A 22,411-nucleotide genomic window follows, 5' to 3' on the forward strand; every position below is an offset into this window, starting at 1 on the left:
GCTGGGGGGACCGGGCGAACAGATCGGTGTCCGTCGGTCCGAGGGGCGGAGGGGGCGCCGTCGCCCGCTCCGCGCGATACGTGGCGGGCGTCTTTGCCCACAGCGCTTACGGCTCATGCCCGGTGGTCACGCGCCCGAAACCAGCGAGTAACGACTACTTATGCGGTGAGCCGCATAAGTTCGAGCCGGGTCATCCTACGGCCGTTCCGAACAGGCTGCCCAGGAGATATGTCACACCGGCCGCCGCTCCGCCGAGGGCGAGCTGCCGCAGTCCGCTGTACCACCAGCTCCGTGCCGTCACCTTGGCCACCACGGCGCCGCACAGGAACAGACCGGCCAGCGCCAGCAGCACGGCGGGCCACAGCACGCTCGCGCCGAGCAGGAACGGCAGGACGGGCAGCAGGGCGCCCAGGGCGAAGGACCCGAACGACGACACGGCCGCGACCAGCGGGGACGGCAGGTCACCGGGGTCGATGCCCAGCTCCTCGCGGGCGTGTATCTCCAGGGCCTGCTCGGGGTCGCGGGAGAGCTGCCGGGCGACCTCGCGGGCCAGCTCGGGATCGACGCCCCGGGCCTCGTAGAGGGCGGCCAGCTCGGCCTCCTCGTCCTGCGGGTGCTTCTTCAGCTCCCGGCGCTCCACGTCCAGCTCCGCCTCGACGAGTTCGCGCTGCGAGGCGACGGAGGTGTACTCGCCGGCGGCCATCGAGAAGGCACCGGCGGCCAGGCCGGCGAGCCCGCTGAGCACGATGGTCTGCTGACCGGCCGCGCCGCCCGCGACGCCGGTCATCAGGGCGAGGTTGGAGACCAGGCCGTCCATCGCGCCGAAGACGGCGGGGCGCAGCCAGCCGCCGTTCACGTCCCGGTGCGTGTGGTTGTCGCGGTGCGCCGCGTGCAGCGACGCCTCGGTCTCGATGATGGCCATGAAGGTCCCCCAGGAGTCTCTGCGGACAGCTCTTTGGACGAGTTCTACTTTTCGACAACACCGAATGTACGCCGGTCATTTCCACCGCGCCAGCAAGGAAAGGCTCGGCTAACCTGCGGTTTTGCCTGCGATTGCTCATCCGTGATCATGCCCGCACATATGTCGACCGGGTGACGCTGGGCTCGGTGAGGCTGCGCGGCGAGCCGCACCGGGGACAGTTCCGCAAAGGGCTGTGCGCCTCCTCGGGCGCCGCCTGAGAGGAGAGGCCGCATGGCATCCACCGCCTGCATTCCCTCGGTCCCCGCCTCCGGGGACGCCGGGCTCCGCGATCGGGCCCGCGGCGCGCTGCTCGGTCTGGCCGTCGGGGACGCCCTCGGGGCCCCGGCCGAGAACATGAAGCCCTCCGAGATCCGCGCACGCTGGGGGCGCATCACGGGCTACGTGGCGGAACGGCCGTCCGGCACGGACGACACCGAGTACGCCATCTTCTCGGGCCTCCTGCTGGCCAGGCACGGTCGTGGCCTCACCCCGGCCCATGTGGAGGCGGCCTGGCACGAGTGGATCGCGGACCGGGAGGAGGGGCCGTTCCGGGGCGCGGGTTTCAGCGAGCGCGGCACCCTGGAGAACCTGCGCCGGGGGCTGGCCGCCCCCGTCTCCGCACAGCACCGCCACGCCTGGAGCGACGGGCTGGCGATGCGGGCCGCGCCGCACGGCGTGTTCGCCGCCGGCCGTCCCGCGGAGGCGGCCCGGCTGGCGGCGATCGACGGCTCGGTCAGCCATGACGGCGAGGGAATCTACGGCGGCCAGGCGGTGGCGGCGGGGGTCGCGGCGGCGATGACCGGGGCGCCGCCCGTCGCGGTCGTGGCCTCGGCGCTGGCCGTCGTCCCGGAGGACTCGTGGACGGCTCGCTGTCTGCGCCGCGCGATGACGGCGGCCCACCTCGGCGAACGCGCGGTGCGCTCCGCGGTGGTCATCGGCGGCTACCCGTGGACCGACCTGGCCCCGGAGGCGGTCGCGCTCGCCTTCGGCGCCTACGCGGCGGCCGACGGCGACTTCACCGACGCCGTCCTGGCGGCCGTCAACATGGGGCGCGACGCCGACACCACGGCAGCGGTGGCCGGTGCCCTGGCCGGCGCGACCCACGGCATCGCCGCGATTCCCCGCGACTGGGCGGCGGCGATCGGCCCGGCGCGCGGAAGCTGCCTCCCGGCGATGGCCGGACACCATGTGCTGGAGGTGGCCGACCTGCTGGTGGGCGGCGGTGCGCCGCCGGACGGTCAGGGCGGGGCGCGCAGGACGGTGCAACCGAGGACCGTGCCGGACGCGACGGCCACGACGCCGGCCGGCGTGACCAGGGCGACGCGGGAGACCGCGGCGCCGGCCGAGCCGGACGGGCGGGGACGCGGCCCGGCGCCGGCCGGCACGGCGACGGAAGTGCCGGGCGGCCCGGCGCCGAGCGGCACGGCAACGGCGGGGCCGGACGGGCGGGACGGCGTCGTACCGGTCATCGTGGCGACGGTGCCCGACGGACAGGCACACGACGCCGTGCCCGACGAGCCGCACAACGCCGCACCGGGCGGCCGCCCCACGGCGACACCGGACGAACCTGAGCCGCACGGACCGGACCACGCCCCGTCCGACACCACCGCACCGGACCGCACCACGCCCGACGAGCCGCGCGGTGCGACCGCGGTGGTGGCGTCGTGAGCCCGGGGCGGCCCGCCGGGGAGGAGCCCGCCACCACCGCGTACGTCGCCCCGCCCGGCACGCCGGAGGCGACCGTGGCGGGGAGCGGTCACCGGACCGCCGCCGAGCCGGGCGGGCAGGCCCCCGGTGCCGAGCCGGGTGGGCAGGCCGCCGGGGTGTCGCGGGCCGGGCGGGTCGAGGGGCTGCTGCTCGGACTGGCCGCCGGGGACGCGGCCGGCTGGCCCGCCGCCCGGCACCGGGCCGCGCGGATGCCCGAGTGGACCCGCCGCCTCACCCGCGAGCTGGACACCTTCGCCGAGCAGAACGCGACCACCACCCTCCCCGTGCCCATCGCCCTGAACCAGTCCCCGGAGCCCCTGCGCCTCGGCCCCTCGGACGACGCCGAGTGGGCGGCGTTCGCGGCGGAGGCCCTGCTGCGCGCCGGGGACGACAGCGCGCTCGGCGACCTCAGCCGGGAGCGCCGGACGCGCGCCGCGATCGACCTCACCTGGAACGCCGTCGCCAGCGAGGTGGCCGCCGCGGCGGACCGCGCCCCCGAGGTCGAGTCGGCCGTCCTCCCCCTGCGCGCCCGCATCTCGGTCCGGGCCGGCCTCGGCAACCTCGCCACCGGTCTGCGCCCGCCCGCCACCGGGCACGACAACCCGCACTACTTCGACGACGCCGCCTGCGTCCGAGCCTGCGTGCTGGCCGTCGCCCATCCCGGCGACCCGCGCCGGGCCGCCGCCCTCGCCGAGTTCGACGCCCGCTACACCCAGGACGGCGACGGCGTGCACGGCGCCCGTGCCATGGCGGCGGCGCTCTCCGGCGCCCTCGCCGGCAGTGACGTGGCGGCGTGCGTGAAGGCCGCCCTCGCCGAGCTTCCCGAGGCGACGGAGATCGGCCGCAACACCCGCCAGGCCCTCGCGCTCGCGGCGGAGGCGGACAGCGCGTTCGCCCTCGTACCGCTGCTGGAGCACCAGATCGTCGACCACGTCTACAGCTACGGCGTCGCCGCCGCCGAGACCGTCCCGGTCGCCCTCGCCCTGGCCCGCGCCGCCCGGGGCCGGATCGCGGAGGCCGTACCGGCGGCGGCCTGCCTGTCCCGCGTCGCCGACTCCGCCCCGGCGCTGGCGGGCGCCCTCACCGGCGCCCTCGGCGGCGGCGCCTCGATCCCCGCGCCCTGGCGCGACGCCTGCCGCACGCTCTCCGGCTGCGTCCTGCCCAGGCTCACCGGCACGGACCTGGTGGAACTCGCCGGGCTGCTGCACGCCGCGCAGCCGTCCCGGCCCGAAGGAGGACGCACGCCATGACAGCCCGCACTCCGGAGAACGGCACGGCGAGCCTGGAGGAACGCGTCACGGGCGCCCTCGTCGGCGCGGCCGTCGGCGACGCCCTCGGCGGCCCGGTCGAGGGGTACTCCCCCGAGCAGATCCTCGAACGCCACGGCGGCAGGATCCACGGCGTCGTCGGCCCCTGGAACGGCGACGCCTGGCGCACCGCCCGCCCCATCGCCCCGTACCACAAGGGCGACGGCCACGTCACCGACGACACCCTGATGACCCACGCGCTGGTCCGCGTCTACGGCACGGTCCGCGACCACCTCGACGCGTACGCGGTCGCCGAGCACCTGGTGCCGGACCTGATGACCACCCCGCGCTGGATCCCCGAGCTGGAGGCGGAGGCGCTGCCCCTCCAGCGGATCTTCCTGGCGGAGAAGTGGCTGGTGGCCCGGATCCACTACGGGCACGCCGACCCGCGCGAGGCCGGCACCGGCAACATCGTCAACTGCGGTGCGGCGATGTACATGGCCCCCGTCGGCCTGGTCAACGCCGCCAACCCGGCGGGCGCGTACGCCGAGGCGCTGGACGTCGCGGGCGCGCACCAGTCCTCCTACGGCCGTGAGGCGGCCGGTGTCTTCGCGGCGGCGGTGGCGGCGGCGTGCGCGCCCGGCGCGAGCCCGGAGTCGGTGCTGTCGGCGTGCCTGTCCCTGGCGAAGGACGGCACCCGCGCGGCGATCGAGGCGGTCGCCGACGTGGCCGCGCGCCACACGGACTTCGAGTCGGCGCTCGCGCCCCTGCGGGAGGCGGTCGCCCCGTACGACACGGTCGGCCCCGACTACCGCGCCCCCTCCCTGGGCGCCCGCCGGCCGTCCCGGCTCCACGCGATCGAGGAGCTGCCCGTCGCGCTCGGCATGCTGCTGGTCGCGGGCGGGGACTACCGGCAGGCGGTCCTCGGCTCGGTGAACTACGGCCGCGACTGCGACTCCATCGCCACGATGGCGGGCGCCCTGGCCGGGGCGCTGGGCAGTCCCGCCCCGGAGGACTGGGCGAAGCGGGTCGCGGAGGCCAGCCGTCTGGACCTGTGGGAGCCGGCGGCCACGCTCACCGACGTGGCCCGCGAGGTCTTCGCCCGGGACGTACGGCGACGCCGCGCCCACGAGCGGGCGTTCACCGCGATCGGAGGCGCGGGATGCTCCGACTGACCTGGGTGCAGCCGGAGGACCTGATCGGCCACGAGCTGCGGCAGGCGGCGCTGGACGGCCGCGACGCGTCGGCGGTCGCCTCCCGCTGGCGCGCGGCGGGCGGCCCGGACGCCCCCGACCGGGCGGGGGCCTCGCCCGAGCCGGCCTCGCCCGCCCTGCGGCGCCTGGCCGGGGAACTGCTGGACGAGCTGGCGGAGCTGCCGAGCCCGTCGGCGGCGGCGGAACCCACGGACCTGGAGGACATCAAGGCCCAGTGCCCCCACTGGCCCGCACCGCCCGCCGGGCCGGAGGGCGACGGTCCGCGGCCCGCCCGGCTGGAGGCCGCCTGGCTGGGCCGCGCCGCCGGCTGCCTCCTCGGCAAACCCGTCGAGAAGCTCCCCCTGCGCGGCATCCGCCTGCTCGCCCGCGCCGCCGGCAACTGGCCCCCGACCCGCTACTTCACGGCCCGCGGCGTCCCCGGCGACCTCACCGCCGCCTACCCCTGGAACCGCCGCTCCGCCCCCACCTCGCTCGCCGAGAACATCGACGGCATGCCCGAGGACGACGACCTCGACTACCCCTTGCTGAACCTCCTGCTGCTCCAGCGTCACGGCAAGGACTTCACCACCGCCGACGTCGCCCGCGTCTGGCTGGACGAACTCCCCGCGGGCCGCACCTTCACCGCCGAACGCGTCGCCTACGGCAATCTCCTGGCCGGTCTCGAACCCCCGGAGACCGCCCGCCGCCGCAACCCGTTCCGCGAGTGGATCGGCGCCCTGATCCGCGCCGACGTGCACGGCTGGACCAACCCCGGCGACCCGGCCGGCGCCGCCGAGCAGGCACACCGCGACGCGGCCCTCACCCACACGTCGGCCGGGGTGCACGCCGCGATGTTCGCGGCGGCCGTCATCGCCTGCGCCGCCGCCGGCACCCAGGACGTGCACGCCTGCCTGCGCACCGGTCTCACCGTCGTCCCGTCCCGCTCCCGACTCGCCGAAGCCGTCCGCCACGCCGTCCGGCTCGCCGAGGCGCACGACGACTTCGACACGGTCGTGGACGCGCTCCACGCCACCCACTCCCCCGCCCACCACTGGGTCCACGCCGTACCGAACACCGCCCTGATCGCCGCCGCCCTCACCCACGCGGACGGCGACTTCACCGGCTCCGTCGCCCGGGCCGTGTCGGGAGGCTGGGACACCGACTCCAACGGCGCCACCGCCGGCAGCGTCGCCGGCCTGCTCGCCGGTCACCCGGCCGCGCTGCCCGAGCACTGGACGGCACCGCTGAAGAACCGCCTGGCCGCCTCGGTCGGCGGCTTCGACGGCATCGGCTTCGACACCCTCGCCCACCTCACCCACACGGAGGCCACCCGCTCATGCCCCGGCCCGTCGTGACTCCCCCCGCCCCCGTTCCCGTGCCGGCCCCCCTCACCGGGCTGCGCGTCCTCGACCTCGCCACCCTCTTCGCGGGCCCGCTCGCCGCCACCATGCTCGGCGACTTCGGCGCCGACGTGGTGAAGGTCGAGCACCCCACCCGCCCCGACCCCTCCCGCGGCCACGGACCGTCCAAGGACGGCGTGGGCCTGTGGTGGAAGCTGCTGGGCCGCAACAAGCGCACGATCACCCTCGATCTGTCGCATCCCGCCGGCCGCTCCACCCTGCTCCGGCTCGCCGCGGGCGCGGACGTCCTCGTCGAGAACTTCCGCCCGGGCACCCTGGAGAAGTGGGACCTGGGTTGGGACGAACTGTCCGCCGTCAACCCGCGGCTGGTCCTCACCCGCGTCACCGGCTTCGGCCAGTTCGGCCCCTACGCGCGCCGCCCCGGCTTCGGCACACTCGCCGAGGCCATGAGCGGCTTCGCGGCGATGACCGGCGAACCGGACGCCCCGCCGACGCTTCCGCCGTTCGGGCTCGCCGACTCGATCGCCGCGCTGGCGACCGCGTACGCCGTGATGACGGCCCTGTCCGCCCGCGACCTGACCGGCGAGGGCCAGGTCGTCGACATGGCGATCATCGAGCCGATCCTGACCGTGCTGGGCCCGCAGCCCATCTGGTACGACCAGCTCGGCCACGTCCAGCCGCGCACCGGCAACCGCTCGCAGAACAACGCCCCGCGCAACACCTACCGCACGGCCGACGGCGACTGGGTCGCCGTCTCCACCTCCGCGCAGTCGGTCGCCGAGCGGGTGATGCGGCTGGTGGGCCGGCCGGAGCTGATCGAGGAGCCCTGGTTCGCCACGGGTGCGGACCGGGCCCGGCACGCCGACGTGCTGGACGCGGCGGTCGGCGACTGGATCGCCCGGCACACCCGCGCCGACGTGCTCGCCGCCTTCGAGAAGGCGGAGGCGGCCGTCGCCCCGGTCCAGGACGTGCGGGACGTGATGAACGACCCGCAGTACCAGGCCCTCGACACGGTCACCACGGTCGACGATCCGGAGCTGGGCCCGCTGCGCATGCAGAACGTCCTGTTCCGGCTCTCCGCCACGCCCGGCGCGATCCGCTGGGCGGGCCGCCCGCACGGCGCGGACACCGAGGAGGTGCTGAGCGAGCTGGGGCTGACCCCGGCGGACGTGAAGGAGCTGCGCGAGGCGGGTGCCGTATGACGGTGCCCGCGCTGACCTGGCTCTACGCTCCCGGGGACCGGCCCCGGGTGGTGGCCAAGGCGCTGGCCGCCGGCGCCGACGTGGTCGTGATCGACCTGGAGGACGCGGTCGCCCCGGACCGCAAGGAGTACGCCCGCGCGGCCACCGCCGAGCTGCTCGCCGCCCCCCAGCCGGTGCCGGTGCACGTGCGGGTGAACGCCCTGGACGGACCGCTGGCCGCCGCGGACCTGGCGGCGGTGGCCGCGCTGCCGGGGCTGTCAGGGCTGCGGCTGCCCAAGGTGACGTCCCCCGAGCAGATCACCGGCGTCGCCGGGATCACCGGCGGGCCCCCGCTGTACGCGCTGCTGGAGACCGCGCTGGGCGTGGAGCGGGCGTATCCGATCGCCGCGGCCCATCCGGCGCTGCGCGGCATCGCGCTCGGCGAGGCGGATCTCCGCGCCGACCTGGGCGTACGGGGTGACGCGGGGCTGGACTGGTCCAGGGCGAGGGTGGTCGTGGCCGCCCGGGCGGCGGGGCTCGCGCCGCCGTCGCAGACGGTGCATCCGGACACCCGCGACCTGGAGGGCCTGGCGGCGTCCTGCGCCCACGGCCGGGCGTTGGGCTTCCTCGGGCGGGCCGCGATCCATCCCCGTCAGCTCCCGATCATCGAGCGGGCCTACCTGCCCACCGAGCGGGAGCTGGAGGAGGCGGAGACGATCGTGAAGGCGGCCACCACGCAGCCGGGCGCGCAGGCGCTGCCGGACGGGCGGTTCATCGACGCGGCGGTGGTGGCGACGGCCCGGCGCACGCTGTCGCTGGCCCGGCGGCCCGACCTGTCCTGAGACGCGCCGAGGGCGCCCGGAGAGTCTCCGGGCGCCCTCGGCGCGGTACGGCGGGCGCTCAGCCCTTCTTGGCGGAGTCGGCCCCGTTCTTCACGGCACCGTCCCCCGAGTCGCCGGGGTCCTCGGCGTCCTCGCCGTTCCCCGCGTCGTCCTTGCCGCGGCCGCTCGCGTCCTCGGCGCTGCCGGAGTCGTCGGGCTTCCCGGTGGCGCCCTCGGCGTCCTCCTTCGCACCGTCCCCGTCCGCGGTCTGCGCGCCCGGCTCCACCACGGCCTCGCGGCCGGGCCGGGTCCTCGCCGAGAGCACCATGTACACCACGGCGAGCAGGAACACGACGAGCGCGGTCCAGTTGTTCAGCCGCAGGCCCAGGATGTGGTGGGCGTCGTCGACGCGCATGTACTCGATCCAGAAGCGGCCCGCGCAGTACGAGGCGACGTACAGGGCGAACGCCCGCCCGTGGCCGAGCGTGAAGCGGCGGTCGGCCCAGATGACGAGCAGGGCGACGCCGACGCACCACAGCGACTCGTACAGGAACGTCGGGTGGTACGTGCCCGGCACCCGTCCGTCGGCCGACGACGTGATCTTCAAGGCCCAGGGCAGGTCGGTGGGCCTGCCGTACAGCTCCTGGTTGAACCAGTTGCCCCAGCGGCCGAGGGCCTGGGCGATGGCGATGCCGGGGGCGACGGCGTCGGCGTACGCGGGCATCGGGATGCCGCGCCGGCGGGCGCCGATCCAGGCGCCGAGCGCGCCGAGGGCGATCGCGCCCCAGATGCCGAGGCCGCCCTCCCAGATCTTGAAGGCGTCCACCCAGTCGCGGCCCTCGCTGAAGTACAGCTCGTAGTCCGTGATCACGTGGTAGAGCCGGCCGCCGATCAGGCCGAAGGGAACGGCCCAGACCGCGATGTCGGCCACCGTGCCGGCCCGCCCGCCGCGGGCGATCCAGCGCTTGTTGCCGAGCCAGACGGCAACGAAGACGCCGAGGATGATGCAGAACGCGTAGCCGCGCAGCGGGATGGGACCGAGGTTCAGCACCCCGCGCGACGGGCTGGGAATGAAGGCAAGTTCCATGGCAGGGTCGACGCTACCGTGTGGAACGGGGCCCGCGTCGAGCGGCCCGGCTACGGGTCCGTAACGGGCGGGCCGGAAAGGGCGCCCCGCGGACGCCCTTCCGCACCGTCTACCGGTTGGCCTCCTGCACCATCTGCTTGAGCTTGGCCGGGGTCATGCTGCGGTCCTGGTAGATGTTCCTGCCGTCCAGCAGGACGGTCGGGGTGCCGGTGAAGCCGCCGTTCTGGAAGGCCTTGTTGGACTTCTCCACCCACCCGTCGTGCGTGCCGTTCTGCACGCACGACCGGAAGGCGGCCGTGTCCAGCCCGTCGACCTTGCCGGCCAGGTCGAGCAGCTTGTTCTCGTCGGCGAAGGCGTCGTCGGTCTCCGGCGGCTGGTTGTCGAAGAGCACGTCGTGGTAGGCGGGGTACTTGCCGGCGTCCTGGGCGCAGGCCGCGGCGTTGGCCGCGGTGCGGGAGCCGGTGCCGCCCATGTTGCCGTCGATGATCGTCGCCAGGTGGTACTCGACCTTGAGCTGTCCGGAGGCGGTGAGCTCGTGGATCGTGTCGCGGTACGCCAGCTCGAAGGCCTTGCAGGCCGGGCAGCGGAAGTCCTCCCAGACGGCGAGCGTCGACTTGGCGCCGTCCTTGCCGACGGGAATGGCGAGACTGTCCTTGCCCTGCGCGCCCGAGGGCGCCACGACCGGGCCCGCCGACCCGCTGCCGTCGTCCTTGCCCGCGTTCGCGGCGACCACGCCGATCACCGCGGCGAGGCCCAGGACGCAGACCACGGACGAGCCCACGATCAGGCCGCGCCGGCGCTTGTCCCTGGACTTCTGCTTCTCGCGCTCGGCCGCCATTTTCTGCCGGGCGGTGCGCTTTCCGTCTCGGTTCTTCTCGCTCACACCCCGCAGAACGAACCGGGGAGGCGCACAGCGCCTCCCCGGTCCCAGGTCCACTCGTACGAGGGACCCCTGTCACATGCCCGCGGTCACACCCGGCCGCGTACCCCCTTCGCCAGGTCGGCGGCGAGGGCGCGGACGCCGTCGAGGCCGGCCGCGTCGTCGGGGGCGTCCAGCATCCGCTTGACGAACGCCGAGCCGACGATCACACCGTCGGCGAAGCCGGCGACCTCGGCGGCCTGGGCGGCGTTGGAGACGCCGAGCCCGACGCAGACCGGCAGGTCGGTGGTGGCGCGGGTGCGCCGCACCAGGTCCTCGGCCTGCGCGCCGACCGACTCGCGGGTGCCGGTGACGCCCATCAGGGAGGCGGCGTAGACGAAGCCGCTGCCGGCCGCGGTGATCTCGGCGAGCCGTGCGTCCTTGCTGCTGGGCGCGACGACGAACACGGTGGCGAGGCCGTGCTTGTCGGCGTGCTCGCGCCACAGGGCGGACTCCTGCACGGGCAGGTCGGGCAGGATGCACCCGGCGCCGCCCGCCTCGGCGAGTTCGGCGGTGAAGCGCTCGACGCCGTAGCGGTCGATGGGGTTCCAGTAGGTCATGACGAGGATCGGCTTGCCGGTGGCCGCGTGGGCCTCCCGCACCGTCCGCATCACGTCGGCGATCCGGACGCCGCCGCGCAGGGCGATGTCGTCGGCGGTCTGGATGACCGGGCCGTCGAGGACGGGGTCGCTGTGCGGCAGGCCGACCTCGACGACGTCGGCGCCGCCGTCCAGCGCGGCCTTGACCGCCTCGATGCCGCCGTCCACGGTCGGGAACCCGGCCGGCAGGTAGGCGATGAGGGCGGCGCGGCCCTCGGACTTCGCCGCGGCGAGGGTGTCGTTCAGCAGCTGCACGTTCCCGCTCACTTGGCGTCCCCCTCGATCTCGGCGGTGGTGCCGGCCTCGTCGGCGGCGACCTCGGCGTCGGTGTCGTACAGCCCGAAGTACCGGGCGGCGGTGTCCATGTCCTTGTCGCCGCGGCCGGACAGGTTGACGACGATCAGCCCGTCCTCGCCCAGTTCCCCGCCGACCTCCAGGGCGCCGGCGAGCGCGTGGGCGGACTCGATGGCCGGGATGATGCCCTCGGTGCGCGACAGAAGGCGCAGCGCCTGCATGGCGGCGTCGTCGGTGACCGCGCGGTACTCGCCGCGGCCGGAGTCCTTGAGGTAGGAGTGCTCCGGGCCGATGCCGGGGTAGTCGAGCCCGGCCGAGATGGAGTAGGGCTCGGTGATCTGGCCCTCGTCGTCCTGGAGGACGTAGGAGCGGGAGCCGTGCAGGATGCCGGGCTCGCCCGCGGTCAGGGTGGCCGCGTGCTCGCCGGTCTCGATGCCGTGCCCGGCGGGCTCGCAGCCGATGAGGCGGACGCCGGTGTCGGGGATGAAGGCGTGGAAGAGGCCGATGGCGTTCGATCCGCCGCCGACGCAGGCGATCGCGGCGTCGGGCAGGCGTCCGGCGCGCTCCAGGATCTGGCGGCGGGCCTCCACGCCGATGACGCGGTGGAAGTCGCGGACCATCGCGGGGAAGGGGTGGGGGCCGGCGACGGTGCCGAACAGGTAGTGGGTGCGGTCCACGTTGGCGACCCAGTCGCGGAACGCCTCGTTGATCGCGTCCTTGAGGGTGCGGCTGCCGGACTTCACCGCGATGACCTCGGCGCCGAGCATGCGCATCCGGGCCACGTTGAGGGCCTGGCGCCGGGTGTCGATCTCGCCCATGTAGATCGTGCAGTCGAGGCCGAACAGGGCGCAGGCGGTGGCGGTCGCCACGCCGTGCTGTCCGGCGCCGGTCTCGGCGATCACGCGGGTCTTGCCCATGCGCTTGGTGAGCAGGGCCTGGCCGAGCACGTTGTTGATCTTGTGCGAGCCGGTGTGGTTCAGGTCCTCGCGCTTGAGGAAGATCCGGGCGCCGCCGGCGTGCTCGGCGAAGCGGGGCACCTCGGTGAGGGCGCTGGGACGTCCGGTGTAGTGGACGAGCAGGTCGTCGAGCTCACGGGCGAACTCGGGGTCGGCCTTGGCCTTGTCGTACTCGACGGCGACCTCGTCGACCGCGGCGACGAGGGCCTCGGGGATGAACTTGCCCCCGAAGGCGCCGAAGTAGCCCTCGGCGGAGGGGACGTGGCCCTCCGGATCGGGGATGAAGAAGTTGCTGGGCATGCGTGTACCTCACGGTGAGCGTCTGGTGGTGACTAATCGCCGTGGGGGCGGGGACCAGTTGTCGGATGCCGGCCGTCGGTGGCTGGTCGCGCGGTTCCCCGCGCCCCTAGGTGGGCTGGTGCCATCGCATGCCGTTGACCTGCCCGGGCTCGTCCCCGATGACGTACCGCACCCGGCGGCCGTGGACCCGGCGCGCGGGCGCGCGGCAGCCACGGGGCCGGCAGCCGCGCGCGAGGCGGGCGTACGGGTCCCGGGGGGCCGAAGCGGGCGGAAGCGTCATCGTCGGCAAGCCTACCGGGGGTCAGCCTCGCCCGTGCCGCAGCGCCGGGTGCTCGCCGGCCGCCACCAGGTCGGAGACCGCCGTCTTCGGGTCGCGGCCGGTGACCAGGGACTCTCCGACCAGGACCGCGTCGGCGCCCTCGTTGGCGTAGGCGATCAGGTCGTGCGGACCGCGGACGCCGGACTCGGCGACCTTGACGATGTGCGCGGGGATCTCCGGGGCGACGCGCTCGAAGGTGCCGCGGTCGACCTCCAGCGTCTTCAGGTTGCGGGCGTTGATGCCGATGACCTTGGCGCCGGCGTCCACGGCACGCTCGACCTCGTCCTCGTCGTGCACCTCGACCAGCGGGGTGAGCCCGATGGACTCGGCGCGCTCGATGAGCGACTCGAGGGCGGGCTGGTCGAGGGCCGCGACGATCAGCAGGGCGAGGTCGGCGCCGTACGCGCGGGCCTCCCAGAGCTGGTACGACGTGACGATGAAGTCCTTGCGCAGGACGGGGATGTCCACCCGGGCGCGGACGGCCTCGAGGTCGGCCAGCGAGCCGCCGAAGCGGCGCTGTTCGGTGAGGACGGAGATGACGGCGGCGCCGCCCGCCTCGTAGTCGGCGGCGAGTCCCGCCGGGTCGGCGATGGCGGCCAGCGCGCCCTTGGACGGGCTGGAGCGCTTGACCTCGCAGATGACCTTGACGCCGTCGCCGCGCAGGGCGCTCACGCCGTCCTTGGCGGGACGGGCCTCGGCCGCGCGCTCCTTGAGCTCGTCGAGGCTGACGCGCGCCTGCCGTTCCGCGAGGTCGGCACGGACTCCGTCGATGATCTCGTCGAGCACACTCACGCGAGCGGCCCCCTTTCAGACGGCTCAATCTGTGGTCACTGCGATGGTATCCGCAGGAGCGGGCAGGCCCCGCATCCGGTGGCCGGCGGTCCCATTAGCTGGACGTTCGCCGGATGATCAAGGCAGCAGCCAGCCACCGAACGGCAGGTTCCGGACAACGGTGAAGACCAGGAGCAACGTGCCCAGCGTCCACAGGTGCACCGGCCCCAGGTCGACGCGGACGGGGCGGCCGCGTGCCGCGCGGATCACCCAGACGGTCCACAGCACGGCGAAGCCGACGTAGCCGAGGACGGCCGGCGCGTTGGCGTGCAGCGCGGTCAGGACGTCCCCGTGGACGAACGCGTGGGCGCTGCGCAGGCCGCCGCAGCCGGGGCAGTACAGGCCGGTGAAGCGCAGCAGCGGGCAGACGGGGTAGTGGCCCGGCTCGTTGGGGTCCACGCTCCCCACGTAGGCGAAGGCGCCGACGACGGCGGTGAGCACCCCGGCCGGGACGGCGAGGCGGGCCGCGACGGCCGTGGCGCGCGGCGGGGGCGCGATCGTGCTGCCCGCGGGTTTCCGGCTCTCGGCGTCCACGCCCCGCATTCTGCCCCGTACGGTGCGTACGCGCACATGAGGGGCGGCCCCGGCACGCTGGTACCGGTCCACCCCTCAGGATCGCGCGCGGCCGTCAGCCCTTGGCGCCGGCCGGCTCGCCGGCGACCTGGTGCACCGGGTGGTTCTGCTTCGGCTGGCCGAGGCCCATCGCGCGCATGATGCCGCCCACGGCACCGCCGAGGAGCACGACGCCCATGCCTGCCCAGAAGCCGACCGGCTGGGCCGCCACCATGAAGAGGCCCGCGATGCAGAAACCGATGAAGGCGATGATGACACCGGTCCAGGCGGCCGGGGTGTGACCGTGGCTGCTGCCCGCCATTGCTTGCTCCTCGTTGCTGTGTACGTGTCTGAGCAGGACGCTCGTGCCCATTGTCCCGCACGGGCGCGCGCGCCGTGAGCGGGGGTGCTCTCCACGCGCGCGTGGCGGGTGCCGGACGCCCGGGCGCGCGTGCCGGGTCGGCGGGTTCCCCGGCGGGCGCGGCCGAACCACGGGCACGCGCCCGGCGCGTCGTGCGGGCGGGACGGCCGGCGCGTGTCGCGTCCGGCCGGGCGCCGGTGCGTGCCGGGCGTGGTGGGGGTCAGGCGCCGGTGGGGTCCTCGCCGCGGTCGAGGGCCTTCCAGAGGTCCTCGGGGCGGTCGGGGTCGACCGTCTGGGCCCTGCGGCGCGGGCGCGGAGTGCCGTCGCGCTCGTAGCGGCCGGACATCGCGGGCCACAGCCGGCCGTAGCGCAGGGCGAGCAGCCCGGCCAGCAGGAGCAGTACGCCGCCCCCGGCCGCCACGTAGGGCCAGGCGGTGTGGGTGAGGGCGCCCACGGTGGCCGAGGTGTCGCCGGCGGCCTCGGCGGCCTTCCCGTCCAGCGCGGAGCTGTCGGTGGCTCCGACGAGGGCCGCGGCGACGGTGCCCGCTCCGCTCAGCGCGAGCAGAACGGCCACGGCGACGCGGCCGGCGCGGCGGACGGCGAAGACGGCGACGAGCGCGGCGAGGCCCACCACGGCGAGGGCCGCGGGCACGCCCGTGACGTCGCTGCCCTTGGCGGTCAGGGGGAAGGTTCCGCCGGCCACCGTCGCGGTGCCCTCGGACCACTCCTGGCGGGTGGCGAGCAGGGCGATCGCCGCGCCGAGCGCGCCGCACAGCAGGGCGGCGGCGAGACTGCGGCGGCCGGCCCGGGCGGGTCCTGCGGCGGGGGTGCGGGGGGAAGGAACGGCTGTCACGTACTCCACTATCGCCCGGACCCCGGGCGAAGCGTCACCCGGGGTTGGTCATGGACGGCGTGAGAAAGGCCCTATCGCCCGAGCCGGTTCGCGGTGTGCACCGCCCGCAGCACCGCGGCCGCCTTGTTGCGGCACTCGGTGTCCTCGGCGACCGGGTCGGAGTCGGCGACGACGCCGGCGCCCGCCTGGACGTAGGCGGTGCCGTCGCGCAGCAGCGCGGTGCGGATGGCGATGGCCGTGTCGGAGTCGCCGGCGAAGTCGAGATAGCCGACGCAGCCGCCGTACAGGCCGCGCCGGGACGGTTCGAGTTCGTCGATGATCTGCAGGGCCCGCGGCTTGGGCGCGCCGGAGAGGGTGCCGGCCGGGAAGCAGGCGGTGAGGACGTCGAAGGCGGTGCGGTTCGGGGCGACCCGTCCGGTGACCGTCGAGACGATGTGCATGACGTGCGAGTAGCGCTCGACGGACATGAAGTCGACGACCTCGACGGAGCCGGGTTCGCAGACGCGGCCGAGGTCGTTGCGGCCGAGGTCGACGAGCATCAGGTGCTCGGCGCGCTCCTTGGGGTCGGCGAGCAGTTCCTCGGCGAGGGCCTGGTCCTCCTGCGGGGTGGCGCCGCGGGGGCGGGTGCCGGCGATGGGGTGGACCATGGCCCGCCCGTCCTCGACCTTGACCAGCGCCTCGGGGGACGAGCCGACGACGTCGAAGCCGTCGAAGCGGAACAGGTACATGTACGGCGAGGGGTTGGTCGCCCGCAGCACCCGGTAGACGTCGAGGGCGCTCGCCGTGCACGGCGTCTCGAAGCGCTGCGAGGGGACGACCTGGAAGGCCTCGCCCGCACGGATGCGCTCCTTGATGTCCTCGACGGCCTCCTGGAAGTCGGGGCCGCCCCACAGCGCGGTGTACTCGGGCAGCTCGGAGGGCGGCAGCGCGGCGGGGGGCTGGGCGACCGCGCGGCCGAGGTCGGCCTCCATGGCGTCCAGGCGGGCGATCGCGTCGGCGTAGGCCTCGTCGACGCCGGTCTCCAGGTCGTTGTGGTTGATCGCGTTGGCGATCAACAGGACCGAGCCCTCCCAGTGGTCCATGACGGCGAGGTCGCTGGTGAGCAGCATGGTCAGTTCGGGGAGCCGCAGGTCGTCGCGGTCGCCGGGGCCGATCTTCTCCAGGCGGCGCACGATGTCGTAGCCGAGGTAGCCGACCATGCCGCCGGTGAACGGGGGCAGGCCCAGGTCGTGGGCGAGGTCGCGGGGGGTGTGCAGGGCCTCGACGGTGGCGCGCAGGGCGGCGAGCGGGTCGCCGCCGGTGGGGACGCCGACGGGCGGGGTGCCCTCCCAGTGCGCCTCGCCGTCCCGCTCGGTGAGGGTGGCGGCGCTGCGGACGCCGACGAAGGAGTACCGGGACCAGGACCGTCCGTTCTCGGCGGACTCCAGCAGGAAGGTGCCGGGGCGCTCGGCGGCGAGCTTGCGGTACAGGGCGACCGGGGTGTCGCCGTCGGCGAGGAGCTTGCGGCTGACCGGGATCACCCGGCGGTCGGTGGCCAGCTTGCGGAAGGTCTCGAGGTCCATGACGTCCATGGCGGCCGACCCTACTGACCGGCGCCGCGGACGGCGCCGTCCGAGCTGTCCGTGCCGTCCGAGCTGTCCTTGAGCAGGACGTCGGCGTCGAAGCAGGTGCGGGCGCCGGTGTGGCAGGCGGCGCCGACCTGGTCGACCTTGACCAGGACGGTGTCGGCGTCGCAGTCCAGGGCGACGGACTTCACCCACTGGAAGTGCCCGGAGGTGTCGCCCTTGACCCAGTACTCCCGGCGGCTGCGCGACCAGTACGTGCAGCGGCCCGTGGTCAGGGTGCGGTGCAGCGCCTCGTCGTCCATCCAGCCGAGCATCAGCACCTCCCCCGTGTCGTACTGCTGGGCGATGGCGGGCAGGAGGCCGTCGGCGCTGCGCCTGAGGCGCGCGGCGATCTCCGGGGCGAGCGGGCTGGGCCGCCGGGAGGAGCTGCTGGTCATGACGCCCATTGTGCCGCGCGCGCGGGGCACGCCCCGGCGGCGTCCACTGGGCGGACCCGGTCGGCGGCCTTAGGCTGACTCCATGTCGACATTCGCCAAGCGTGAACGACTTCTGCTGGCCGACCTGTTGGAGACGGCGGGCCCGGACGCCCCCACCCTGTGCGAGGACTGGCGGACGCGGGACCTCGCCGCGCACGTGGTGGTGCGCGAGCGCAGGCCGGACGCCGCCGGAGGGACGCTGATCAAGCCGCTGGCGTCCCGGCTCGGCCGGGTGATGGAGGAGTACGGCGCGAAGCCGTACGAGGAGCTGATCCAGCTCATCCGGACCGGGCCGCCGCGGTTCTCGCCGTTCCAGCTCAAGCAGGTCGACGAGGCGGCGAACACGGTGGAGTTCTACGTCCACGCCGAGGACGTCCGCCGTGCCCAGCCGGACTGGTCGCCGCGCGAACTGGACCCGGTCTTCCAGGACGCCCTGTGGTCACGCCTGGAGCGCGCCGCCCGCCTGATGGCCCGCGGCGTCCCGACCGGCCTGGTCCTGCGCCGCCCGAACGGCCAGACGGCCGTCGCCCACCGCGGCACACCGGTGGTGACGGCGACGGGCGAACCCTCCGAGCTGCTCCTGTTCGCCTACGGCCGCCAGAGCGCGGCGAAGGTGGACCTGGAGGGCGAGAAGGACGCCATCGCCCGCCTGAGCGAGAGCAAACAGCTCGGCATCTGATCGCCGGGGCGTCACGCCTTCGCCCCACCTCCGGACGCCGGGGTGACTACGCCCAGGCCGGCGCCCGGCGGCCGTGGGCGAGCCCCGGGTGCGACGTAGGCGGCCCCGGCTCCCAGCGGCCGACGCGGGCGCCCGGGGTGGTTGCGCAGTGGCCGGTGCCGGACGCCGAGGAATCGAGCCCCGGGTGCGACGCGGGCGGCCTCGGCTCCGAGCACGAGAACGGTGTGCGTGCGCCCTCCCCGAGGGGCGAGGGCGCAGAGCCGTGGAGCCGCCCCGCTCCGCCCGTTCACCCCGGCAGCTCGGCCCGTCGCACCCCCGGGGCGCACAGGGCGACCAGGCCGCCGAGGGCGCAGACCGCGGCGCTCGCCGCGAAGACCGGCCCGGTGCCCCAGGCGCCGATGGCCGCCGCGGAGAGCGGCATGCTGAGCGGCGCGACGCCCAGGCTGACGATGCCGGCGACCGCCGTGACGCGTCCCATGCAGGCGGGCTCGGACTGGGTCTGCAGCAGGGCCCCGCACACGGCGCCGCTGAGTCCCGTGAGCAGCCCGACGGCCACCGCGATGCCGACGGCGACGGCGAGGCCGGGGGCGTGCGGCAGGACGCCGATCGCGGCGGCGCCGGGGACGATGGCGCCGGCGGCGACGCACCCGGCGTGCGGCAGGCGCCCCCGTACGGTCAGCAGCAGGGCCGCCGTACCGGCGCCGACCCCGAACCCCGCGAGCACCCAGCCCATCCCGGAGGCGCCCCAGCCGCGTTCGTCGGCGAGCAGGGTCAGCCCCACGTTGAGGGGACCGACGAAGCCGAGGTCGCCGAGGGCGATGGTCACCATCAGCGGGCCGAGGACGCGGTGCCGGCGGATGTACCGGAGCCCGGCGACCAGGTCCCGCCACGCCGTGGTGTCCGCCGTCGCGTCGTCGGCCGGCAGCTCCCGCACCCGCACGGACACCAGCAGCGGCAGCGACAGCGCGATCAGCAGCCCGGCCAGGGCGAACGCGGCGGCGGAACCGCCGGCGGCCACGCCGAGCCCGCCGAGCGGGGCGCCGACGACGGCGGCGAAGCGGACGGCGAGGCCCCGCATGCCCTGTACGCGGGCGAGCTGGTCCTTGGTGGTGATGCGGGCCGGCAGGGCCCCGACGGCGGGCATGAACACGGCGTCGACGGTGCCGAAGACGACCGCCAGCAGGGCCAGCAGCCACAGCCCGGGGTCGGTGGCGAAGAGCACCGCGGCGACCGCCAGGACCGTGACGCACCGTACGGCGTCGCTGCCGATGACGACCCTGCGCGGGCCCAGCCGGTCGGCGACCACCCCGCCGCCGAGCATGAGCAGTGCCCGCGGCACCGCGCTGACGGCCGTGACGAGACCGGCCTCGGCCGGGCTGCCGCCCCGCACGGCGGCCCAGGACAGCGCCAGGAAGAAGACGGTGTCCCCCAGCATGGAGGCGGTGTAGGCGGCGACCCAGCGCAGCACGTTGGCGTCGCGGTGGGCCGGGACGGGGCCGGCTGCGCGGGGTATGAGCGTGTCCGGCACGGACGCGGTCCTCTCAGACACGGAACGGGAACCCGTACACGTGCAGCGCGACGTTCTCGCGCCCCTCGGTGTCGCCGGCGGCTTCGGCGGCGCGGCCCTTCTCCTCGTACTTGCGCGCCAGGGCGAGCAGTTCGCGGCCCAGTTCGGCCAGTTCGGCGGGGGTCAGCCGGAGCAGGGCCTCGTTGTCGGAGGCGGCGGAGTTCCACTCGGGGCCCCAGGTGGGGCGTTCGTCCAGGTAGCGCCGGTACATGCCGGCGCGCTGGTCGTGGAAGAGGCGGGTCGCCGCGAGGTGGGCGGCGGCCTTCTCGGGGGCGTCGCGGAAGTTCTCGTCGCGGATGCTCACCCCGTCCGAGGCGGGCCGCCACCACCGCTCCCGGCCGTCCGCGCTCTGCCGCTCGGCCTCCTCGATCAGCCCGTGCTCGGCCAGCTTGCGCAGGTGGTAGCTGACCAGCGAGACGGCCTCGTCGACCTGTTCCGCGAGCTGTGACGCGGTGGCGGTCGCGCTCACGCACAGCGCCCGGTAGAGCTGCATGCGCAGCGGGTGCGCCAGGGCCTTGAGCGTGCCCAGGTCGGTGATGGGGCGGTTCCTCTCCCGGCTGGCCATGCCGCCACCCTAGAACAGGAAAGAAAAGTTGCGCAATATTTCTTGCGCGGTTTCGCCCCGGGCAGGGATCAGCCCCGGCCGCCGGGCGGCCGGGGCTGATCTCGCGTGTACCGGGTGCTACCGGACCGGGTGGCCCGCCTGCCGGAGCGTGTCCTTCACCTGGCCGATGCGCAGGTCGCCGAAGTGGAAGACGGAGGCCGCGAGGACCGCGTCCGCCCCCGCCGCGACGGCCGGCGGAAAGTGGTCCAGGCGGCCCGCGCCGCCGGAGGCGATCACCGGGACGCTCACGTGCTTGCGGACCGCCGCGATCATCTCCAGGTCGTAGCCGTCCTTCGTGCCGTCCGCGTCCATCGAGTTGAGCAGGATCTCGCCCGCGCCCAGCTCGGCGGCGCGGTGCGCCCACTCCACCGCGTCGATGCCGGTGCCGCGCCGGCCGCCGTGGGTCGTCACCTCGAACGAGCCCGACCCGGTGCGGCGGGCGTCCACCGACAGGACGAGGACCTGGCGGCCGAAACGCTCGGCGATCTCGCGGATCAGGTCGGGACGGGCGATGGCGGCCGTGTTGACGCCCACCTTGTCCGCGCCGGCCCGCAGCAGCTTGTCGACGTCGTCGGCGGTGCGCACGCCGCCGCCGACGGTCAGCGGGATGAACACCTGCTCGGCGGTGCGGCGCACGACGTCGTAGGTCGTCTCGCGGTTGCCCGACGAGGCGGTGATGTCCAGGAACGTCAGCTCGTCGGCGCCCTCGGTGTCGTACACCTTGGCCATCTCGACGGGGTCACCCGCGTCGCGCAGGTTCTGGAAGTTGACGCCCTTGACGACCCGGCCGTTGTCCACGTCCAGGCAGGGGATGACTCGGACCGCCAGGGTCATGAATCCACGGCTCCTTCGATGCCTCTCACTGTTCTCTGAATGCTTCCAGCTCCACCGACACCAGGACCCGCGAGTCGATGAAGCCCTCCACGACCAGCAGGGTCGTGGCCGGGCGCACCGCGTCGAACAGCTCCTTGTGGGCGCGGCCCACCTCGTCGACGTCGCGGGTGTGTGCCAGATACACACGGGTCCGGATCACGGACTCGATGCCCAGCCCGAACTCGCCGATCGCCTCGACGGCGGTGGCGAAGGCCACCTTGGTCTGTTCGTACGGGTCGCCCTCGCCGTACAGCACCCTGCCCTTGAAGGCGGTCGTGCCCGCCACGACGACACGGTCGCCCGCCGCGACGGCGCGTGCGAAACCGAAGGACTCTTCCCAGGGACTTCCGCTCTGCACGCGCCGTACGGCTTCGGACGTCATGGCGACACGGCCTCCAGTGCTTCTTCCAGGGTGAACGCCTTCGCGTAGAGGGCCTTCCCGACGATGGCGCCCTCGACACCGAGCGGGACGAGTCCGGCGAGCGCGCGCAGGTCGTCCAGCGAGGAGACGCCGCCGGACGCCACGACCGGGCGGTCGGTGGCCGCGCACACGTTCTTCAGCAGCTCCAGGTTGGGGCCCTGGAGAGTGCCGTCCTTGGCGATGTCGGTGACGACGTAGCGGGAGCAGCCCTCCTTGTTCAGGCGGTCCAGCGTCTCGTAGAGGTCGCCGCCGTCGCGGGTCCAGCCGCGGCCGCGCAGGGTGGTGCCGCGTACGTCCAGGCCGACGGCGATCTTGTCACCGTGTTCGGCGATGACCTTGGCGACCCACTCGGGGGTCTCCAGGGCGGCGGTGCCGAGGTTGACGCGGGTGCAGCCGGTGGCGAGGGCGGCGGCGAGGGTGTCGTCGTCGCGGATGCCGCCGGACAGCTCCACCTTGATGTCCATGGCCCGCGCGACCTCGGCGATCAGCTCGCGGTTGTCCCCGGTGCCGAACGCGGCGTCCAGATCGACCAGGTGCAGCCACTCGGCGCCGGAGCGCTGCCAGGCGAGGGCCGCCTCCAGCGGGGAGCCGTAGGACGTCTCGGTGCCGGACTCGCCGTGCACGAGGCGGACGGCCTGGCCGTCGCGGACGTCGACGGCGGGGAGGAGTTCGAGCGTGCTCATC

General features: G+C 74.7%; 24 protein-coding genes. 7 read left to right on the forward strand and 17 right to left on the reverse strand.

Annotated features, from left to right (window positions below; genetic code table 11):
* Positions 1 to 190 precede the first annotated feature (190 nt).
* A complete protein-coding gene (locus tag ACH499_RS01205) occupies positions 191 to 922 on the reverse strand; it encodes a VIT1/CCC1 transporter family protein (protein WP_399013110.1) in 732 nt (243 codons plus the stop codon).
* 270 nt (positions 923 to 1,192) lie between these two features.
* Here ACH499_RS01205 and ACH499_RS01210 point away from each other — a divergent pair, with 270 nt between their 5' ends.
* The 6 genes from ACH499_RS01210 to ACH499_RS01235 are packed head-to-tail and all read left to right on the forward strand — an operon-like array spanning position 1,193 to position 8,492.
* On the forward strand, positions 1,193 to 2,629 hold the full coding sequence (locus tag ACH499_RS01210; RefSeq protein ID WP_399013111.1) for an ADP-ribosylglycohydrolase family protein: 1,437 nt from the start codon (positions 1,193 to 1,195) through the stop codon (positions 2,627 to 2,629).
* Complete coding sequence (locus ACH499_RS01215) at positions 2,626 to 3,918, forward strand: ADP-ribosylglycohydrolase family protein (RefSeq protein ID WP_399013113.1); 1,293 nt, start codon at positions 2,626 to 2,628, stop codon at positions 3,916 to 3,918. Before ACH499_RS01210 ends, ACH499_RS01215 begins: the two co-directional genes overlap by 4 nt.
* On the forward strand, positions 3,915 to 5,090 hold the full coding sequence (locus tag ACH499_RS01220; RefSeq protein WP_356200028.1) for an ADP-ribosylglycohydrolase family protein: 1,176 nt from the start codon (positions 3,915 to 3,917) through the stop codon (positions 5,088 to 5,090). Before ACH499_RS01215 ends, ACH499_RS01220 begins: the two co-directional genes overlap by 4 nt.
* Positions 5,078 to 6,463, forward strand: a complete 1,386-nt coding sequence (locus ACH499_RS01225) for an ADP-ribosylglycohydrolase family protein (protein ID WP_399013115.1) — start codon at positions 5,078 to 5,080, stop codon at positions 6,461 to 6,463. The genes ACH499_RS01220 and ACH499_RS01225 overlap by 13 nt, the downstream gene beginning before the upstream one ends.
* A complete protein-coding gene (locus ACH499_RS01230) occupies positions 6,445 to 7,671 on the forward strand; it encodes a CaiB/BaiF CoA transferase family protein (RefSeq protein WP_399013117.1) in 1,227 nt (408 codons plus the stop codon). The genes ACH499_RS01225 and ACH499_RS01230 overlap by 19 nt, the downstream gene beginning before the upstream one ends.
* Entirely contained in the window at positions 7,668 to 8,492 is an 825-nt protein-coding gene (locus tag ACH499_RS01235; RefSeq protein ID WP_399013119.1) for an HpcH/HpaI aldolase/citrate lyase family protein, read from the forward strand. The genes ACH499_RS01230 and ACH499_RS01235 overlap by 4 nt, the downstream gene beginning before the upstream one ends.
* Before the next feature lie 58 nt (positions 8,493 to 8,550).
* Here the strand turns inward: ACH499_RS01235 and lgt are convergent, their stop codons facing one another.
* The 11 genes from lgt to hisI all read right to left on the reverse strand — a co-directional run bounded on the left by lgt (position 8,551) and on the right by hisI (position 17,553).
* Positions 8,551 to 9,558, reverse strand: a complete 1,008-nt coding sequence (gene lgt, locus ACH499_RS01240; RefSeq protein ID WP_399013121.1) for a prolipoprotein diacylglyceryl transferase — start codon at positions 9,556 to 9,558, stop codon at positions 8,551 to 8,553.
* Positions 9,559 to 9,667: 109 nt separating this feature from the next.
* On the reverse strand, positions 9,668 to 10,441 hold the full coding sequence (locus ACH499_RS01245) for a thioredoxin domain-containing protein (protein ID WP_356200038.1): 774 nt from the start codon (positions 10,439 to 10,441) through the stop codon (positions 9,668 to 9,670).
* An 86-nt stretch (positions 10,442 to 10,527) separates the two neighbouring features.
* Positions 10,528 to 11,343, reverse strand: a complete 816-nt coding sequence (gene trpA / locus ACH499_RS01250; protein ID WP_356200040.1) for a tryptophan synthase subunit alpha — start codon at positions 11,341 to 11,343, stop codon at positions 10,528 to 10,530.
* Positions 11,340 to 12,626, reverse strand: coding sequence for a tryptophan synthase subunit beta (gene trpB, locus ACH499_RS01255; RefSeq protein ID WP_399013124.1), 1,287 nt, complete (start codon positions 12,624 to 12,626; stop codon positions 11,340 to 11,342). Before trpB ends, trpA begins: the two co-directional genes overlap by 4 nt.
* 106 nt (positions 12,627 to 12,732) lie before the next feature.
* The gene (trpM, locus tag ACH499_RS01260; protein ID WP_399013126.1) at positions 12,733 to 12,906 is read right to left on the reverse strand and encodes a tryptophan biosynthesis modulator TrpM; all 174 of its coding nucleotides are present in this window, start codon (positions 12,904 to 12,906) and stop codon (positions 12,733 to 12,735) included.
* A gap of 21 nt (positions 12,907 to 12,927) precedes the next feature.
* Positions 12,928 to 13,737 (reverse strand): indole-3-glycerol phosphate synthase TrpC, encoded by an 810-nt coding sequence (trpC, locus tag ACH499_RS01265; protein ID WP_399013128.1) that lies wholly within the window; start codon positions 13,735 to 13,737, stop codon positions 12,928 to 12,930.
* 117 nt (positions 13,738 to 13,854) lie between these two features.
* Entirely contained in the window at positions 13,855 to 14,319 is a 465-nt protein-coding gene (locus tag ACH499_RS01270; protein WP_399013130.1) for a DUF2752 domain-containing protein, read from the reverse strand.
* 85 nt (positions 14,320 to 14,404) lie between these two features.
* Positions 14,405 to 14,650, reverse strand: coding sequence for an HGxxPAAW family protein (locus ACH499_RS01275; protein ID WP_356200048.1), 246 nt, complete (start codon positions 14,648 to 14,650; stop codon positions 14,405 to 14,407).
* Positions 14,651 to 14,909: 259 nt separating this feature from the next.
* On the reverse strand, positions 14,910 to 15,551 hold the full coding sequence (locus tag ACH499_RS01280; RefSeq protein WP_399013131.1) for a TIGR02234 family membrane protein: 642 nt from the start codon (positions 15,549 to 15,551) through the stop codon (positions 14,910 to 14,912).
* Positions 15,552 to 15,613: 62 nt separating this feature from the next.
* Positions 15,614 to 17,104 carry an anthranilate synthase component I gene (locus tag ACH499_RS01285; protein ID WP_399013801.1) on the reverse strand — a complete coding sequence of 497 codons (1,491 nt, stop codon included), beginning with the start codon at positions 17,102 to 17,104 and terminating at the stop codon, positions 15,614 to 15,616.
* Between the two features lie 20 nt (positions 17,105 to 17,124).
* Entirely contained in the window at positions 17,125 to 17,553 is a 429-nt protein-coding gene (hisI, locus tag ACH499_RS01290; protein WP_399013802.1) for a phosphoribosyl-AMP cyclohydrolase, read from the reverse strand.
* A gap of 73 nt (positions 17,554 to 17,626) precedes the next feature.
* Here hisI and ACH499_RS01295 point away from each other — a divergent pair, with 73 nt between their 5' ends.
* The gene (locus ACH499_RS01295) at positions 17,627 to 18,262 is read left to right on the forward strand and encodes a TIGR03085 family metal-binding protein (protein ID WP_356200054.1); all 636 of its coding nucleotides are present in this window, start codon (positions 17,627 to 17,629) and stop codon (positions 18,260 to 18,262) included.
* Positions 18,263 to 18,548: 286 nt separating this feature from the next.
* On the opposite strand, the gene ACH499_RS01300 is transcribed toward ACH499_RS01295, so the two are convergent.
* The 5 genes from ACH499_RS01300 to priA form a co-directional block, all read right to left on the reverse strand.
* A complete protein-coding gene (locus ACH499_RS01300) occupies positions 18,549 to 19,790 on the reverse strand; it encodes an MFS transporter (RefSeq protein ID WP_399013134.1) in 1,242 nt (413 codons plus the stop codon).
* Positions 19,791 to 19,803: 13 nt separating this feature from the next.
* On the reverse strand, positions 19,804 to 20,394 hold the full coding sequence (locus ACH499_RS01305) for an ArsR/SmtB family transcription factor (RefSeq protein ID WP_399013137.1): 591 nt from the start codon (positions 20,392 to 20,394) through the stop codon (positions 19,804 to 19,806).
* Positions 20,395 to 20,511: 117 nt separating this feature from the next.
* Positions 20,512 to 21,267, reverse strand: coding sequence for an imidazole glycerol phosphate synthase subunit HisF (hisF, locus tag ACH499_RS01310; protein ID WP_356200059.1), 756 nt, complete (start codon positions 21,265 to 21,267; stop codon positions 20,512 to 20,514).
* A gap of 25 nt (positions 21,268 to 21,292) precedes the next feature.
* On the reverse strand, positions 21,293 to 21,688 hold the full coding sequence (locus ACH499_RS01315; protein WP_356200061.1) for a RidA family protein: 396 nt from the start codon (positions 21,686 to 21,688) through the stop codon (positions 21,293 to 21,295).
* Complete coding sequence (gene priA, locus ACH499_RS01320) at positions 21,685 to 22,410, reverse strand: bifunctional 1-(5-phosphoribosyl)-5-((5-phosphoribosylamino)methylideneamino)imidazole-4-carboxamide isomerase/phosphoribosylanthranilate isomerase PriA (protein ID WP_356200063.1); 726 nt, start codon at positions 22,408 to 22,410, stop codon at positions 21,685 to 21,687. Before priA ends, ACH499_RS01315 begins: the two co-directional genes overlap by 4 nt.
* Position 22,411 lies beyond the last annotated feature (1 nt).

The sequence above is a fragment of the Streptomyces sp. NPDC018947 genome, assembly GCF_044390505.1.
Lineage (GTDB): Bacteria > Actinomycetota > Actinomycetes > Streptomycetales > Streptomycetaceae > Streptomyces.

Bases quoted from the DNA above. Each gene is read 5' to 3' on its own strand.
- ACH499_RS01205 (WP_399013110.1), bottom strand. From the start codon at position 922: ATGGCCATCATCGAGACCGAGGCGTCGCTGCACGCGGCGCACCGCGAC.
- ACH499_RS01210 (WP_399013111.1), top strand. From the start codon at position 1,193: ATGGCATCCACCGCCTGCATTCCCTCGGTCCCCGCCTCCGGGGACGCC.
- ACH499_RS01220 (WP_356200028.1), top strand. From the start codon at position 3,915: ATGACAGCCCGCACTCCGGAGAACGGCACGGCGAGCCTGGAGGAACGC.
- ACH499_RS01225 (WP_399013115.1), top strand. From the start codon at position 5,078: ATGCTCCGACTGACCTGGGTGCAGCCGGAGGACCTGATCGGCCACGAG.
- ACH499_RS01230 (WP_399013117.1), top strand. From the start codon at position 6,445: ATGCCCCGGCCCGTCGTGACTCCCCCCGCCCCCGTTCCCGTGCCGGCC.
- ACH499_RS01235 (WP_399013119.1), top strand. From the start codon at position 7,668: ATGACGGTGCCCGCGCTGACCTGGCTCTACGCTCCCGGGGACCGGCCC.
- lgt (WP_399013121.1), bottom strand. From the start codon at position 9,558: ATGGAACTTGCCTTCATTCCCAGCCCGTCGCGCGGGGTGCTGAACCTC.
- trpB (WP_399013124.1), bottom strand. From the start codon at position 12,626: ATGCCCAGCAACTTCTTCATCCCCGATCCGGAGGGCCACGTCCCCTCC.
- trpM (WP_399013126.1), bottom strand. From the start codon at position 12,906: ATGACGCTTCCGCCCGCTTCGGCCCCCCGGGACCCGTACGCCCGCCTC.
- ACH499_RS01270 (WP_399013130.1), bottom strand. From the start codon at position 14,319: ATGCGGGGCGTGGACGCCGAGAGCCGGAAACCCGCGGGCAGCACGATC.
- ACH499_RS01275 (WP_356200048.1), bottom strand. From the start codon at position 14,650: ATGGCGGGCAGCAGCCACGGTCACACCCCGGCCGCCTGGACCGGTGTC.
- ACH499_RS01285 (WP_399013801.1), bottom strand. From the start codon at position 17,104: ATGGACCTCGAGACCTTCCGCAAGCTGGCCACCGACCGCCGGGTGATC.
- hisI (WP_399013802.1), bottom strand. From the start codon at position 17,553: ATGGGCGTCATGACCAGCAGCTCCTCCCGGCGGCCCAGCCCGCTCGCC.
- ACH499_RS01295 (WP_356200054.1), top strand. From the start codon at position 17,627: ATGTCGACATTCGCCAAGCGTGAACGACTTCTGCTGGCCGACCTGTTG.
- ACH499_RS01305 (WP_399013137.1), bottom strand. From the start codon at position 20,394: ATGGCCAGCCGGGAGAGGAACCGCCCCATCACCGACCTGGGCACGCTC.
- hisF (WP_356200059.1), bottom strand. From the start codon at position 21,267: ATGACCCTGGCGGTCCGAGTCATCCCCTGCCTGGACGTGGACAACGGC.
- ACH499_RS01315 (WP_356200061.1), bottom strand. From the start codon at position 21,688: ATGACGTCCGAAGCCGTACGGCGCGTGCAGAGCGGAAGTCCCTGGGAA.
- priA (WP_356200063.1), bottom strand. From the start codon at position 22,410: ATGAGCACGCTCGAACTCCTCCCCGCCGTCGACGTCCGCGACGGCCAG.